This is a genomic window from Flavobacteriales bacterium (assembly GCA_016700415.1).
Lineage (GTDB): Bacteria > Bacteroidota > Bacteroidia > Flavobacteriales_F > PHOS-HE28 > PHOS-HE28.
This window is the reverse complement of record CP065018.1, coordinates 3,167,755-3,182,789: the sequence shown is the minus strand read 5'-3', so window position 1 is coordinate 3,182,789 and position 15,035 is coordinate 3,167,755. Positions and strand designations below refer to the sequence as shown.

General features: G+C 61.0%; 13 protein-coding genes and 1 tRNA gene. 10 read left to right on the top strand and 4 right to left on the bottom strand.

From position 1 onward, the window contains the following. The first annotated feature begins 4 nt into the window (after window positions 1–4). The 3 genes from IPP95_13225 to IPP95_13215 are packed head-to-tail and all read left to right on the top strand — an operon-like array spanning window position 5 to window position 3,760. The gene (locus tag IPP95_13225) at window positions 5–2,275 is read left to right on the top strand and encodes a TonB-dependent receptor (protein QQS72123.1); all 2,271 of its coding nucleotides are present in this window, start codon (window positions 5–7) and stop codon (window positions 2,273–2,275) included. Window positions 2,276–2,299: 24 nt separating this feature from the next. Further along, entirely contained in the window at window positions 2,300–2,941 is a 642-nt protein-coding gene (locus IPP95_13220) for a sterol desaturase family protein (protein QQS72122.1), read from the top strand. 15 nt (window positions 2,942–2,956) lie between these two features. Then, on the top strand, window positions 2,957–3,760 hold the full coding sequence (locus IPP95_13215) for a methyltransferase domain-containing protein (GenBank protein QQS72121.1): 804 nt from the start codon (window positions 2,957–2,959) through the stop codon (window positions 3,758–3,760). 42 nt (window positions 3,761–3,802) lie between these two features. Here the strand turns inward: IPP95_13215 and IPP95_13210 are convergent, their stop codons facing one another. Beyond that, window positions 3,803–4,162, bottom strand: coding sequence for a hypothetical protein (locus IPP95_13210; protein QQS72120.1), 360 nt, complete (start codon window positions 4,160–4,162; stop codon window positions 3,803–3,805). Window positions 4,163–4,293: 131 nt separating this feature from the next. Here IPP95_13210 and IPP95_13205 point away from each other — a divergent pair, with 131 nt between their 5' ends. After that, window positions 4,294–4,893 carry a T9SS type A sorting domain-containing protein gene (locus tag IPP95_13205; protein QQS72119.1) on the top strand — a complete coding sequence of 200 codons (600 nt, stop codon included), beginning with the start codon at window positions 4,294–4,296 and terminating at the stop codon, window positions 4,891–4,893. Window positions 4,894–4,957: 64 nt separating this feature from the next. Here IPP95_13205 and IPP95_13200 read toward each other — a convergent pair whose 3' ends face one another. Further along, a complete protein-coding gene (locus IPP95_13200; protein QQS72118.1) occupies window positions 4,958–6,283 on the bottom strand; it encodes a hypothetical protein in 1,326 nt (441 codons plus the stop codon). Window positions 6,284–6,545: 262 nt separating this feature from the next. Between IPP95_13200 and IPP95_13195 the strand changes: the two genes are divergently transcribed. Next, entirely contained in the window at window positions 6,546–7,577 is a 1,032-nt protein-coding gene (locus tag IPP95_13195; GenBank protein ID QQS72117.1) for a ThuA domain-containing protein, read from the top strand. Window positions 7,578–7,633: 56 nt separating this feature from the next. Here IPP95_13195 and typA read toward each other — a convergent pair whose 3' ends face one another. Further along, entirely contained in the window at window positions 7,634–9,451 is a 1,818-nt protein-coding gene (gene typA, locus IPP95_13190; protein ID QQS72116.1) for a translational GTPase TypA, read from the bottom strand. 246 nt (window positions 9,452–9,697) lie between these two features. On the opposite strand from typA, the gene IPP95_13185 reads away from it, so the two are divergent. The 5 genes from IPP95_13185 (at window position 9,698) to IPP95_13165 (ending at window position 13,963) form a co-directional block, all read left to right on the top strand. Beyond that, a complete protein-coding gene (locus IPP95_13185) occupies window positions 9,698–11,443 on the top strand; it encodes a DUF885 domain-containing protein (GenBank protein ID QQS72115.1) in 1,746 nt (581 codons plus the stop codon). Between the two features lie 240 nt (window positions 11,444–11,683). Continuing rightward, a complete protein-coding gene (locus IPP95_13180) occupies window positions 11,684–12,592 on the top strand; it encodes a hypothetical protein (protein ID QQS72114.1) in 909 nt (302 codons plus the stop codon). Window positions 12,593–12,877: 285 nt separating this feature from the next. Then, window positions 12,878–12,951 (top strand) — tRNA-Arg (locus IPP95_13175). 174 nt (window positions 12,952–13,125) lie between these two features. Continuing rightward, on the top strand, window positions 13,126–13,494 hold the full coding sequence (locus IPP95_13170) for an RNA-binding S4 domain-containing protein (GenBank protein QQS72113.1): 369 nt from the start codon (window positions 13,126–13,128) through the stop codon (window positions 13,492–13,494). A 118-nt stretch (window positions 13,495–13,612) separates the two neighbouring features. Further along, entirely contained in the window at window positions 13,613–13,963 is a 351-nt protein-coding gene (locus tag IPP95_13165) for a phage holin family protein (GenBank protein ID QQS72112.1), read from the top strand. Between the two features lie 179 nt (window positions 13,964–14,142). On the opposite strand, the gene IPP95_13160 is transcribed toward IPP95_13165, so the two are convergent. Then, window positions 14,143–14,946: a TIGR00266 family protein gene (locus tag IPP95_13160; GenBank protein QQS72111.1), complete on the bottom strand. Its 804-nt coding sequence runs from the start codon at window positions 14,944–14,946 to the stop codon at window positions 14,143–14,145. Window positions 14,947–15,035 lie beyond the last annotated feature (89 nt).

Genomic DNA, 15,035 nt, shown 5'->3' with positions numbered 1-15,035 from the left:
CCATATGCTTGCGCGCCTTGGATCCTTCCTGACCGGGACCATCCTCCTGCTTTCCGCACACGGCCAGTCCTGTGTGATGGTGGCCCGGGACGATGGCCGCTCCGCCGCCGGGCTGATGGTCCGCGACCGCACCGGGGCTACCATCGGCACTGTGGACGCTTTCGGCAGGCTCTGTCCGGATATCCGATCGGACACCGTGGTGTTCTTCGGCAAGGACCTGCACGCGCTGCGGGTCGCCTGGGATGATGCCCTCCGCACCGGGCGGATCGAACTGCGTACGCTGCGGAAGGAGATCGAGCTCCGGTCCGTGGCGGTGACGCCCTGGCCATCTCCGCATGAGCGGCGCGCATTGGCGGCCGTCAGCACCGTGGACAGTACGGACCTTTCCGCTTATGAAGGCTCGTCCATGCGAAGCGCATTGCTCTGGGTGCCCGGTGTGCAGATGGACGAACGCGGCCACGGCGGAAGCACGCGGCTCAGCATCCGGGGCAGCCTGCTCCGCTCGCCGTACGGGGTACGCGGGGTGAAGGTGTACTGGGGCCCCTTCTCACTTACCCTGGCCGATGGATCAACTCCGCTGGAACTGCTGGACCCCGCACTGATCGGCTCTGTCGATGCGGTCCGGAGCATTGGCGGGCCTGTGTACGGCAGCGCACCGTCGGGCCTCATCCTCGCTGCGGCCCCGGAGCGTCCGGACACGGGTTTCGATGCCACGTTGTCCACCATCGGCGGTAGCGATGGATACTTCAGGCTTTCTGCGACCACCCGCGTACGGCAGAACAACGGGGGAACGCTGAGCGCAGGGCTGCTCCGCATGGGCAATGACGGCTACCGCGAACAGGAATATGCACGGCGGGACCAGGCCTTCCTCACCCAGCGTTTCCCCCTTAAGAACGGCAGCGCGAGCATCTACCTCACGGCGCAAAAAGCCGCGTGGGGCCTGCCCGGAAGCCTCGACAGCCTCACCGCGCTGCATGACCCGCGCGCTGCACGTCCTTTTTCGCAACTGATCGATGCACGGGTGGAGAAATCCCAGGTCTTCGCCGGGATCGCCGTGGAACAGCGGGTGTGGCAAGGGCTGCTGATGCGCTCATCCTTGCACGTGCATGCGATCGACAAGCTCAACCCGTACGGCACCTCTCCGGGGTTCAGCGGCTACAAGGACGAACAAGTGCGGTCCGCCGGCACGCGTCTATCCTTAGGAAGGGTGATCCACCGCAATACCGTTTCGTTCGCTTGGGAACTGGGTCTGGAGGCGCTCTTGGAACGCGACCAACTGAACGAACGGAACTTCGTCAACGCCGTCCCTGCGGATGTACGGACCGATGCTGACACACGGACCAGCAACATCAACGGCTTCCTTTCCACCCGTTTGCTTCTCGGCGATCACACCACCTTCTTTGCGGATATCGGCTCCGAGGCAACGGCCTTCCGCCATCAGGATAAGTTGCGCGCGGTGGAGACCAAGGACGTGCCGGCCTCGCAGTTCTATCCGATGCTCGGCGTTGAACGTGTGCTCTCGCATCATGTCACTGCCCACCTGCGCTACACGGAAAGTACGTCGCGCCCCACGATCTGGGAGGTGCTCGGTTCAACAGGCATGCCCAATACCGATCTGGCCGCCGAGCGCGTGCGGGAGTCCGAGGCAGGAATGGTCTTCGATCGTAAAGGCATCTCGCTCACCATGAACGCCTACCTACGCCGCACGCAAGGCCTGATCCTGCCGCAGCGGGTGAACGGCGGGACCGAAGAGGTGTTCACAAACGCCGGTGATGCCCGGCAGAACGGTGTGGAACTGACCGCCCAAACCCGGCGCGAACTCCCGGGAGAAAGCCGGCTCACTGCGCTACTGGGCGGAGCCTGGCAAAACCACCGGCTGCATCCGCCGGACAACGCCGCCCATGTGGATGTCCCGGGCGTGCCCCGCTGGTCCGGGGGTGCGCGGATACGCCTGTCCACCAAGAGCCGTGATGCCGCCGAGCTCGGGTACCGGACCAATTCCTCCGTGGTAGCGAACAGTATGAACGGCGACCGTGTTCCCGGGTATGGAACGATGCATTTCCGGATCGAACACGTATGGCAATGGAGAGGAATGCGCTTGGAGGCGTTCCTGCTGGTGGAGAACGTGCTCGATGCGCGGTACACCTCATTCATCCAGCTGAACGATCCCGGCGGACGATACTACAACCCGGCACCGGGGCGCAGCTATTTCGGGGGGCTCAGCTTCACCTTCGATCCGCGGATATCGGCATCATCGGCACGGAGCATATCCTGATGCTTAATTTTGCGGACGACGATCATGGTAAATAAACCACAAACCGGTGCCGGTCGGATCTTTAAGAACCCGGTGCTTGAGGCGTTCACCAAAACGCACATCGCCATCCCGCTCGCCCTGTTCTGGTCGGTGGGCATTATCACCCTGTGGTATTCCATGGCCAAACTGGCCATATCCTGGCAAACGGTCCTGGTCTTCTTCCTCGGAGGCATTGTGCTGTTCACCTTAGTGGAATATGTGATGCACCGCTACCTCTACCACATTCCCGCACAGTCCGAAAAGCGGAAGCGCTTCCAGTACGTGATCCATGGGATACACCATGAACATCCCCGCGACAAGGCCCGCTTGGCCATGCCCCCACTGGTGAGCATCGTGCTCTCGATCTTGTTCATCAGCCTCTTCCGGCTGTTGATCGGTCCCAACGGATATGCTTTCGGAGGCGGCTTCCTCTTCGGCTACAGCACGTACCTGCTCGCGCATTACGCCATCCACATCTACAAGCAGCCCAAAAACTTCCTCGGCATCATTTGGAAACACCACAACCTCCACCATTACGTGGGTGATGACGGTGCCTTCGGGGTGAGCACGCCCTTCTGGGACTACATTTTCGGCACCATGCCGAAGGAGCCACGCCGCAAAGAAGCGCAGAAAGTGAACCTGCTGTAAGCGGCCGACCACTACATGCAAGAGCGCCATATAGACCGGGAGAAGTATTTCCGGGAGCAAGAGACCACGGTGCGCAACCATGTGCTACCGTTCATCTCCGAAGTGCTGGAGATCAATGCCCAGAGCTCAGTGCTGGAGATCGGCTGTGGCGAGGGAGGCAACCTGAAGCCCTTCATGGACCTGGGGTGCGAACGCGTGGTGGGCGTGGACATGGCCCCGGGAAAGGTCGCGAACGCGAAGGCCTATTTCGCAGGGCATCCGAACCAGGGCAACTTGGAGCTGATCGTGTCGAACATCTACGACACGAAGGACATCGGGCAGTTCGACATCATCATCATGCGGGACGTGCTGGAGCACATCCATGGGCAGGAACGCTTCATGGAGTTCGCACGCGGGCTGCTGAAGCCGAAGGGCCGCTTCTTCCTCGGCTTCCCCCCTTGGCACAATCCTTTCGGGGGGCACCAGCAGATCTGCGAAAGCCGGGTACTTTCCAAGCTTCCGTTCTTCCACATACTTCCGAGACCGATCTATGCCGCCATCCTGAAAGGTTTCGGTGAGACGAAGACCAAGGTGACCGACCTGTTGGAGATCAAGCAGACCGGCATCACGATCGAACGCTTCGAGCGGATCTTGAAAAGGACGAACTACGTGAAGGACAAACGGACATTCTACTTGGTGAACCCGAACTATGAGGCCAAGTTCGGCCTGAAGCCCCGCAAACAATGGCGGTTGATCTCGTCCATTCCCTACCTGCGGAATTTCTTGATCACGACCAACTACTACTTGGTCTCGCTTGGCGCCGGTCCCGATCGGCCCTGATCGTTCGGAGCAGGTGGCCGTTCTGCGGAATCCACGCCACGGTCAGCGACCCGAAGGCCTGTTGGTGCGCGGCGAGCGCTTGTTCAGCTCCTTCCACTTTTCGTATTGGCCACCGGAGAGGAAGCCCTTCAGGTCGAACTCCCGTGCGGCGTGCAGTCTGATGTAGGTCGGGTGGTGTACCGGGTCCTTTCCCAGCGTGCTGTACTTGCTGTCCCATCGGGCACCCTTTTCCTGCCAGACCTGTTTCTGGTCTTCCCGGAGGCCGATCGCCTGCCCGGTACTGTCGCTCATGGCGACCCAATGGGGCGGGGTAGCATCGGGTGACCCGGTGGTGTCTTGGGCGCTTAGCGTGGACCACAGGCTGATCAAGCACGCACAAAGAAAAATGGCGGTCCGTTTCATGGTGGTGTCCTTTTATGCGGTAGCCGACAAAAGATGTGCCGCCGCCACAGCCACCAAGGTAAGGATGCCAGTGATCCGATGCACTTTGGCAGCGCGTCACTACCTTGTACGCAACCTAAACCCACCGATCGATGATGAGAAACTACACCACTGCTTTCCTTTTGGCCTTGTCCGTGGCCGCCACTGCACAGACCACCTACGAGCTGACCAACTCGGGCACCACCTTCAACCCGCCCGTGATCAACATGGTGGCCGGGGACAGCATCCACTTGGTACTTGGGGCCCAGCATACCTGCACGGAAGTGGACCAAGCCACCTGGAACGCCAACGGCATCACCTCCAACGGAGGCTTCGACTACCCGGGGGGAGAATACACCTTTGCGTTGGACCAGGCTGGGACCTACTACTACGTCTGCATTAATCATGTTGCCAACATGGGCATGAAAGGGCAGTTCATCGTGGCCACCAATACCGGTGTGCCGGATCAGGCGGCCGGTCCCATCCCGCAGATCTTTCCCAATCCGGCGAACAAGCGGGTGACCCTGTCCGGCATCAAGGCCGGTCGGCAAGTGCAGGTGCTCGACATGAACGGGCGCTTGGTCCTCGAAATGACCTCCTCTCCCGATAATGTGCTCGATGTTTCCGCATTGGAGATCGGCACCTACATGGTGGCGGTGAAGGATGAGCAAGGGGGATCGACCACACTGGAGCGTTTGGTGATCACGCGGTAAGCACAGGCCCATGCGGAAGGGCGCAGACCACTTGGTGTGCGCCCTTCCTTGTTTTTGGCCGGGCTCACTTGCCCGCTGTGGCCCCTTGAGCGACCAGCGCTTCAATATCGTTGTTCACGCTGAGGATCAGTAGCGCGGTGGCCGTGCAGAACACCGGGCTGGTGATGCAGTGGTGCCCGTTCCAGCTGCCGTCGTTGTTCTGGATCCCGACCAAGCGCGCCGTCGTCGCATCATACCAGTTCCTCCAGCTCTTGTCCTTGTTGATGATCAGCGACTCGCCCGTCTGGAGGAAGCTCATGAACTCCTCCCCGCCATTGTTCCCGAAGCCATTGAGCACCTCGCTGGACTGTGCCCGCACCTTGGCGGCGTGATAGACATTGTAAGCGGTGTTCACCTTCTCGGCCTCATCACGGCTGAGGCCCGCATCTTCCAACGCAGCGGACGAGACCGGCGCATCAGCCTTCACCTTGCCGTCCTTCTTTGCGCGTTCCAGCACCTCTTCCGCTTGGCGGGCCTCCTTGGCGCTGCTGCGCGTGCTGCCGCTGACGGCGTAGAGCGTCACCCCGGCGGCGGCGTCCGTGGCCACCGTGCCGGTGTTCGCATCGAAGTTGCCCTTCTGAAAATCACGCGCTTGTTCCAATGCTTTCCCGTCCACGTCCGCGCCCACATGATCGGCGCTCTCCAAGGCGTTGGCGGCGAAGCTGGACTGCAGCACGCCGGCCCAGCCGCTGCCTTGCACGCTGCCGTTGGCCGTTTGCGACCGCTGGATCTTGGCGGTGCAGATGTTCAATGCGTTCAGCCAGCGGTCGTGCTTGGGATCATTGCAGGGCATGCGGCCCATGAGGTTGCTGAGGTACTGCGCGGCGAGGGCCACATCGATGTTCCCCCCCAGCTTCACCTGGATCTGGGTGCCGGTGAGCGGGGTGATGTTCAACGCATCTTTTGGCGAGGTTTCGATGGCCGTCAACAGGAACTCCGTAGTTCGCGTCAGCACGGCGGCGAAACGACCTTCGGTGACGGTGCTCCCGGCACGCAACAGCGCCATGCTCACCATCGCCGTGGTGGCGGGGTCGCTCGGTGCTGCATGCGGGTCCATCACCTCCTGATGCGCGTGGCTGCCCGCCGCGAATCCACCATCGTTGTTCTGCGCAGCGGTCAACCAATCGTATCCGCGGTTCTCCGAGGTGAGCACCTCGGCGGGTGTCTTCAGCACGAAGGACGGGTCCAGCCCCTCGCCTTCGTAGATCGTCTTGAAAACGCAGCCCTTCGGAGGCGTTCCGTTCCGGAGGTCCGTAGCATGCGTTGTGGCCGCGGTGCGGAAGGAGAACAGCAGCGTTGCACCGGTGAACGCCGCAGCAAGGGCAAGTGTGATGATGATCGGCTTTTTCATGGTATGGGGGGTTGGTTATCAGGGTCGTGTCATGCTGCCGTACACCCCTCCTTCCCGGAAGTTCGATCCATGGTCCGGGATCGGGCGATCGGAGCCTCTGTGCACCAGTTTGCTTCCCGATCATCCGATCCTTGGCCGCGATCGCGGCATTTCTGTCGGCATGTCGAACGGCGAGCACGCAAGACCAGGGCGAGCGACCGCCACCTTCGTACCGCTTCCTTTCCGAACATGCGGCACCGTTCGTAATACCGTAGCTTCGGACATGCACCGGATGCTCTATTCCATACTTGGCCTTACGCTCCCATTGGCGATGACCGCCCAAGATCGGGCGTTGCACTTCACCCGTACCTCCGGCTTCGACCACAACACCAGAACGGCCTCTTACGCCATGTTCTCCTCCATCGCGAATGAGATCGGCATCACCGTGGATGATGATGCTTCCGGAGATCCCTTCAGCGATCCCGCCGTGCTGGACCAGTATGACGTGATCATCTTCAGCAACACCAGCGGGAACGCGATACTTGACGCCGGACAACGCGCCAACTTCGAGCAGTGGATCGCCGCTGGCGGCAGCGTATTGGGGATCCATGCCGCAAGCGACACCTACCGCCACAGCACGGCCAACGGCAACAACACCGGCACCTGGGACTTCTACGCGGAACTGATCGGCGGCAGCGTGCAGGAGAACCCCAACCACGTTTCCGGCACACCGTCCTACTCCCTCTCGCACATCGGCACGCACCCGAGCACGAACAGCCTGCCGGACCCGTGGGTGAAGAATGAGGAATACTACTACTGGGAAGGCGGCTACTACGGGCCGGATAATTTCGCGGTGCTCCAGGTGGAGGAGACCGTCGGGCCCAACGGCACGGTCAATAGCTACGATGCGGCACGCCCCATGAGCTGGAGCCGCTTGTTACCCAGCGGAAGCAAGGTGTTCTACACCGCCTTGGGGCATGCACAGGACGACTACGTGACCGATGCGCTGTTCCGCACCCACCTGCGTGATGCCTTGCAATGGCTGACGGAAGGCACTGCTGTAGTGCCGGAGATCGCCGACCCGCAGGTGGCCAGCCTCTTCCCCAACCCGGCAACAAGCACGGTGACGGTACGGATGTTCGACCCGATCACACGGGTACCACTGCACGTGATGGATGCTTGCGGACGGGTGATACTGAGGCGACAAGGAACCGACCGACAGATGAGTCTCGACCTGAGCGGTATAGCACCGGGTTATTACACCGTCCGGATAAGCGACCGGTATCAACTGCCACTGGTTATCCAGCGCGAGTAACGCGCGGGGGCCAACGCACAGATCAGTGCGTTCTATGCCGGGCGAAAAGAAATGGACTAAGCGTCCTGCAGCTTCTTCGCGTTGCGCTTGCGGTCCACCTCGCTCAGGTGGATCTTGCGCATGCGCAGGCTCTTGGGCGTCACCTCCAGGTACTCGTCGTCGGCGATGTATTCCATGCACTCTTCGAGACTGAACTTCACGGCGGGCGCGATGTTCAGCTTCTCGTCGGTGCCACTGGCGCGCATGTTGGTGAGCTTCTTGGTGCGCACCACGTTCACCACCAATTCCTCGCCGGGCTTCGGGCTTTCGCCGATCACCTGGCCGATGTAGATCTCCTCGCCGGGGTCCACGAAGAACTTGCCGCGGTCCTGCAGCTTGTCCAGCGCGTAGGCCACCACGGCGCCGTTCTCGCCACTGACGATGCAGCCGGGACGCGGTGTTTGGATGGTGCCTTTGTACGGCTCGTAGCCCTTGAAGCGGTGTGCGATGATGGCCTCGCCCTCGGTGGCGGTGAGCAACGCGTTGCGCAGGCCGATGATGCCGCGCGCAGGGATGGAGAACTCCAGCACGGTGCGGTCGCTCTTCTGCTCGATGTTGAGGATGTCGCCCTTGCGGCGCGTCACGTTGTCGATCACGCGGCTGCTGAACTGCTCCGGCACCTGCACGGTAAGCAGTTCCATCGGTTCGTGCCGCTGTCCTTCGATCTCCTTGTACAACACCTGCGGCTGGCCCAGTTGGAACTCGTAGCCTTCGCGGCGCATGGTCTCCACCAGGATGCTCAGGTGCAGGATGCCGCGGCCGAACACCAGCAACCGGTCAGGGCTTTCGGTCTCCTGCAGGCGCATGGCGAGGTTCTTCTCGATCTCTTTGAAGAGGCGGTCGCGCACGTGGCGGCTGGTGACGAACTGGCCTTCCTTGCCGAAGAAGGGCGAGTTGTTGATGGTGAACAGCATGCTCATCGTCGGTTCATCCACCTTGAACTTGGCCAAACCCTCGGGGTTCTCGGCGTCGGCCACGGTGTCGCCGATGTCGAAGTTCTCCAGGCCCATCAGCGCCACGATCTCGCCGCAGCCCACTTCCGTCTTGATCTTCTCCTTGCCAAGGCCTTCGAAGATCATAAGTTCCTTGATCTGGCCTTTGGTGGTGCCGCCCTCATTCTTCACCAAGCTGATCTGCTGACCGGCCTTGATGGTGCCCCGGGACACGCGGCCCACGGCGATACGGCCTTGGAACGTGCTGTAGTCCAGCGAGGTGATGCGCATCTGCAACGTACCGGGCACCTGCTTCGGCGCGGGCACGTGTTCCAGGATCACGTCCAGCAAGTAGCTCACGTCCTCGGTCGGGGTCTTCCAGTCCGGACCCATCCAACCGTTCTTGCTGCTGCCGTACACCGTGGGGAAATTGAGCTGGTCCTCCGTGGCATCCAGCGCGAACATCAGATCGAAGACGGCCTCGTGTACCTCATCCGGGGTACAGTTGGGCTTGTCCACCTTGTTGACCACCACCACGGGCTTCAGGCCCAGCTCGATGGCCTTGCCCAGCACGAAGCGCGTCTGCGGCATCGGCCCTTCGAAGGCGTCCACCAGCAGGATCACGCCGTCCGCCATGTTGAGCACGCGCTCCACCTCACCGCCGAAATCACTGTGGCCGGGGGTGTCGATGATGTTGATCTTCACGTCCTTGTAGTGGACGCTCACGTTCTTGCTGAGAATGGTGATGCCGCGTTCGCGCTCCAGGTCGTTGTTGTCCAGCAGCAGGTCCTTCACCTCCTCGTTCGATCGGAAGAGCTGGCACTGGTGCAGGATCTTGTCCACCAATGTGGTCTTGCCGTGGTCGACGTGTGCGATGATGGCGATGTTGCGGAGGTCCTTCATACTTGAAGCGCCGTAGCCCGGCGAAGGTGTTTGGGGCGCCGAAGCTCGGCGGAAACGTTGGTCAGGGGCGTTGAAAAAGCGCGCAAAGGTAGTGGTTTTCAAGGGACTTCAGCAGAACGGGAACATACTGTGCCGAGGTCCGATGACCCCAACGCCTTAGCACCTGCCTCTACAGGGCGGTCCTGCATGCCGAAGCCTACTTTCGGCGACCCAAATGACCGCACCGGCCCAAGAACGTCCATCCGCATGAGATCATTCCTCCTCCCCGTCATCATGCTCCTTGCCGCATGCACCTCGGCCGATGATCCGGAACAAGCGGCACCGGTGGACTTTGACGGCTTCAAGACGCGGTTCTTAGATGCCTACTGGAAGCAGTACCCGTCCGCTGCGATCGCCGTGGGCTATGGGAAGTACTACGGTGAACTCCCCGTCCCGGACAGCGCATACTACACGGGCAGCGTCGCCTTCGCGGACCGTTGGCTCGATTCACTCCACGCCATCGGTGGCGAGCAACTGCCGCTGGACGAGCGCATCAGCTACCGCATGATCGAGAATGAACTGCGGCGCAGCATCTGGCAGATCGACACCCTGCAGGACCAACGCTGGGATGCTTCCCGCTACAACATCGGCGGCGACGCCTACGCCATCCTCACTCAGGGATACGCACCGCTCGATGCCCGACTGCACGACCTCTCCGCGCACCTCGCCCACGCCGGGGACTACTACGCCGCAGCCCTGCATGGGCTGAAGAACCCCACCAAGGAGCACATCCAATTGGCCATCGGCCAGAACAAGGGCGCACTGTCGGTCTTCGGGCAGGACATGGCGGACTCGATCGCGAAGTCGACATTGTCGGATGCCGATCGGCAAACGCTCAACCAGCGGATCGATGATGCGAAGGCCGCCATCAACGGCTACATCAACGGGTTGACCGCCATCCTCGCGGACAGCAGTAACACGTTCCGCGCCTTCCGGCTCGATAGGGCCTTGTACGATCGGAAGTTCAAGTATGAGATCGTCTCGGACATGGGGCCGGACGAGATCTTCCAATTGGCCAATGCGCAAAAGGACAAGTGCCACCGGGAGATGTACCGGCTTGCCAAGGAACTCTGGCCGAAGTACCTCGCCAACGCCCCGGAGCCGACCGACAGCCTGATCCTGATCAAGACGATGATCGACCGCCTCTCGCTCCAGCACGTGCAGCCCGCGCAACTCTTCGACACGATCAATGCCCAGATGCAACGCATCGACCGCTTCATCCTCGCCAAGGACCTCTTCAACTTCGATACCACCGCCTCCGTGAATGTGCGCCTGATGCCGCCCTTCGCCAGCGGTGTCACCATCGCTTCCGCAGACTTCCCCCTGCCCTACCAAAAAGCTTCCTCCGCGTACTACAACGTGGCAGACCTCACCGAAAAGCCACCTGCCGAGGTGGAAAGCGCACTGCGGGAATACAACCAGTGGATGTTGCAACTGCTCACCATTCACGAAGCTGTGCCCGGCCATTGCATGCAAGGGATCTACACCCAGCGTGAAGCACCGGACATGGTGAAGGCCGTGTTCGCGAACGGTGCCATGGTGGAAGGTTGGGCGGTGTACAGCGAGCGCATGATGATGGAGAACGGCTGGGACAATGATGCGCCGGAAATGTGGCTGATGTACTACAAGTGGAACCTCCGCGAATGCACCAACGTGCTGGTGGACTATGGCATTCACCGCCTAGGCTGGACCGAAAAGGACATCCGCGACCTGCTCGTGGACCAAGCGTTCCAAGAGGAAGCGCAGGTGCGGGAAAAATACCGCAGGGCCACGCTCTCTCAGGTGCAGCTCTGCTCCTATTTCACCGGTTCCACGGAGATCCTCGCGCTTCGCGAAGCCTACCGGCAGAAGATGGGCGAAGCATACAGCCTGAAGGCCTTCCATGAGGCGTTCCTCAGCCATGGGACCGCACCGGTGAAGTACATCCGCGAAGCGATGCTGGCACCCAAGTGAGTGTTGGATGGAAGGGAACCACGGATGGAAGGGAACCACGGATCCACACGGATCGACACGGATAATTGCGATCAAGGAACATTACCTGCCATCCCGGGGAGATCCACCATCCGTGTTTATCCGTGTGGATCCGTGGTTCAAATACCGAGATTAACCGCGCCCGCCGTACGGCGGGTGCAGTGGACCGATCATCCAATCGTTCAGATGAACAGCGTTCCTGCCCGGATTACTTTCGCCGCCATGCGAACAGCCCCTGTTTCCTTGCTCTGCATCTTGGCCTTGGCCTATGGTTGCGGTGAAGTCGGCACGACCGAAAAAACCGGTGCCGACACCTATTGGGAGGGCGAGGTCCGGATCCTACCGGGCGATACCGCATTTACACCGTGCGGCAGCACCACTCCTGTCCGGCTGACCGGACCGGGCTTGGACAGCATCGCCCATCGCTATACCTATCTCAATACTGCCACCGGCCAATGGGTCAAGACCTGGTTGAGCGGTCGCATGACCTTGCCCGTCGCTGCCAAGGACAGTGTTCTGCAGGCCATGAGCTACATGCACATGGACAGCGAGGTGAACTGCCCGCCGGTACCCAACGAGCAGATGGAGGGGAAGTACGTCTCGCTCAATGGCGGTGGCATGGGGATCATCACAACACAGGTGATGCTCCTCCATGGCGGCGATGCGGTGTTGACGACAACGGCTCCGGACTCCCCAATGATCGAGGATGACGGGACCTGGGGGCTGGATGCCGACCGGGACCTGGTCCTTGAAATTCCCAAGCGGCACGCCACGTTCTACTTCACTTGGGAGAAAGGTGGCCTTAGGAGCCATCTGCCCAATGGCGCTCCCGGTCCGGCATACAAGCTTATGGGTCCCGCTGACCGGATGGAAGGCACCTTTGGTCGCACCGCCATGTGGCTGGCCGCAGTGGCCACAGGCCAAGGCGATACGTTGCGCGCGGAAAGCCTTCGGCCGGACATGTCCTTGGACAGCCTCTTCCCTACCCCCGCCGCCCGCGAGGCACTTCGGGCTTCCGCCCCGGACACGTTGGGCATGACCGAGCAGAAATTGAACTCCTTGTGGGGTTCATCGGAGCAAGTGAAGGATGTGAACGCCCTGATGCGCACCCATCTAATGGAAGTCCGATAACACCAAGGTGTCGCGATGAACCTCACTCCCGCGTCATCGGTCCGCAGCATGGCGGACCGACCCTTCGGGCAAGCGTTCTCGTTCGGTCCTCCTGCTCCCGTCAGGCCGGGATGTGCCAGTTGCCTCCTCAGTCAGTTACCTACGGGTAACCTCCTTTCGTCGCGCCCCCGCCTGCCGCAGGCTGGTTGGCCGACACGAACGATAAGCGCTTGTGCCCGCGGTTCGAGGTTCTTCGAGGCACCCTTACCTTCGCGCCCGCTCCAAAAGGAATTGGAGCGAATATCCGGCCCCGTAGTTCAATTGGATAGAATGACAGATTCCGGTTCTGTTGGTTGGAGGTTCGAATCCTCCCGGGGTCACTGAACGAAGCGGGGTCCGATGGTTATCGGACCCCGCTTCGTTAGTTGTCAGGCGTCCGACGACGGTAGCCTGTGAACACGCCTCCTAACCGGTGCTGCATGTACCTTCGGAACAGTGAGGGCGCTCAGGATTTGACACCGGCCCTGACAACGAACAACTGACAACCGCCCCAAATGCGCATCGATAAATTCCTCTGGTGCGTGCGCCTGTGCAAGACGCGCAGCTTGGCGGCCGAGGAATGCAAGCGCGGCCATGTCCGGCTCAACGACAAGGAGGCCAAAGCCAGCGCAGAGGTGAAGGAGAACGATGTGGTCTCCGTGCGGCAAGTACCGATCTGGCGCGTGTTGCACGTGAAGGCCATCCCCACCTCACGGGTCGGGGCGAAGCTGCTCCCTGAACTGATCGAAGACAAAACACCGTGGGAGGACCTGGAGAAACAGGAGATCGCACGGAAGGTGCGTGTCGCCAGCCGTGACCCGGGCACAGGTCGACCCACCAAACGGGATCGACGGGACATGGAACGCTACGGAGGTGGTGAATAGTGATCGGTGGCTGGTGATCAGTGATCGGTGATTGGCGACGCCCAGACTCCCGACTCCCGACTAACAGACTCCCGACTACCCTTGCATCCTGTGTAATTTCGACGCCACCCCCCTGCCCATGAAGCTGATCATTCGCATCCTGCTCTCCACCATCGCCGTGCTGATAGCGGACCTGTTGCTTTCCGGCGTGCATCCCGTGGACCTGAAGACAAGCCTGCTCGTGGCCGTGGTGCTGGGCGTGCTGAACGCCGTGGTACGCCCGATCATCGTGCTGCTCACACTGCCGGTGACGGTGGTGACCTTGGGCCTTTTTGTACTGGTGATCAATGCCGCCATGGTGATGCTTGCCGCACGCATCGTTCCGGGCTTTACTGTGAACGGATTCTGGTGGGCGCTCGCCTTCAGCGTGGTGATGTGGGCCGTGCAAAGCGCACTGCTGAAGCTGGACGGCGGGGAAGAACGCCGGTAACCAGCCTGTAGTAAAGTGGAAATCGAGTCCCAGGGCTATCGCCTCTTCCGGTCATGATGTTTTGAAAGAGGGTTGAAGTTCTCCCCTCCTTCCTTCAAGGAGGGGCAGGGGTGGTGCATTCAGTGAGCGGACCACCCCCGATCCCCTCCTTCCAAAAAAGGAGGGGAGACCGACCGCCCCTATCGGTTATCACCGTCCAACAGGTCACCTAAGCCGCCCAGGATGCTTCCTTCGCCCTTCCGCTTTCCGCCGAGCTTCGGCGCGGAGGCGATGATGTTGTCCGCCAGCCTGCTGAAGGGAAGGGACTGCGTCCAGATGTGCCCCGGACCCCGCAACGTGGCCAAGAAAAGGCCCTCGCCGCCGAACAATGTGTTGCGGATGCCGCCCACGTAAGCGATGTCGTATTCCACCTCCTTGGTCATGCCCACCAAGCAGCCGGTGTCCACTTTGATCACTTCCCCCGGCAACAGGTCGCGCTGCACGAGCATGCCGCCGGCGTTGATGTACACCATGCCGTCGCCTTCCAACTTCTGCATGATGAAGCCTTCACCACCGAAGAGCCCCACGCCGATCTTCTTGTTGAAGGCCACGCCGATGTTCACCCCTTTCGCGGCGCAGAGGAAGGAGTTCTTCTGGAGGATGAGCTGGTTGTTGAACTCGCGCAGGTCCAGGGCGAGGATCTTGCCGGGGAAGGCGGCGGCGAACCAGACCGTGCGCCTGCCGGTGGTCTGGTTGGTGTAGGTGGTCATGAAGAGACTTTCCCCGGTAAGCACCCGCTTGCCCGCGCTGAGCATCTTGTCCATCAGGCCTTGGGCCTGTCCGCGCCCATCCCCGAAGATGGTGCTCATGGCGATGCCGTCGTCCATCATCATCAGGCTGCCCGCCTCCGCCACTACCGTCTCATGCGGGTCTAAGGTGATCTCCACGCATTGGATGTCATCACCCATGATGCGGTGATCGATCTCGTGTGCTGAACGGTCCATGGTACTGATCTGTTTGGTGGAATTAGTTCACTGTTCCAAGGGGTGAAAGTAAAAGCCGCTCCGGCGCCCTACTGTCCCAACCCGTAATT

Coding starts and splice junctions, on each gene's coding strand:
- IPP95_13225 (QQS72123.1), top strand. CDS start 5: ATGCTTGCGCGCCTTGGATCCTTCCTGACCGGGACCATCCTCCTGCTT.
- IPP95_13220 (QQS72122.1), top strand. CDS start 2,300: ATGGTAAATAAACCACAAACCGGTGCCGGTCGGATCTTTAAGAACCCG.
- IPP95_13215 (QQS72121.1), top strand. CDS start 2,957: ATGCAAGAGCGCCATATAGACCGGGAGAAGTATTTCCGGGAGCAAGAG.
- IPP95_13210 (QQS72120.1), bottom strand. CDS start 4,162: ATGAAACGGACCGCCATTTTTCTTTGTGCGTGCTTGATCAGCCTGTGG.
- IPP95_13205 (QQS72119.1), top strand. CDS start 4,294: ATGATGAGAAACTACACCACTGCTTTCCTTTTGGCCTTGTCCGTGGCC.
- IPP95_13200 (QQS72118.1), bottom strand. CDS start 6,283: ATGAAAAAGCCGATCATCATCACACTTGCCCTTGCTGCGGCGTTCACC.
- IPP95_13195 (QQS72117.1), top strand. CDS start 6,546: ATGCACCGGATGCTCTATTCCATACTTGGCCTTACGCTCCCATTGGCG.
- typA (QQS72116.1), bottom strand. CDS start 9,451: ATGAAGGACCTCCGCAACATCGCCATCATCGCACACGTCGACCACGGC.
- IPP95_13185 (QQS72115.1), top strand. CDS start 9,698: ATGAGATCATTCCTCCTCCCCGTCATCATGCTCCTTGCCGCATGCACC.
- IPP95_13180 (QQS72114.1), top strand. CDS start 11,684: ATGCGAACAGCCCCTGTTTCCTTGCTCTGCATCTTGGCCTTGGCCTAT.
- IPP95_13170 (QQS72113.1), top strand. CDS start 13,126: ATGCGCATCGATAAATTCCTCTGGTGCGTGCGCCTGTGCAAGACGCGC.
- IPP95_13165 (QQS72112.1), top strand. CDS start 13,613: ATGAAGCTGATCATTCGCATCCTGCTCTCCACCATCGCCGTGCTGATA.
- IPP95_13160 (QQS72111.1), bottom strand. CDS start 14,946: ATGGACCGTTCAGCACACGAGATCGATCACCGCATCATGGGTGATGAC.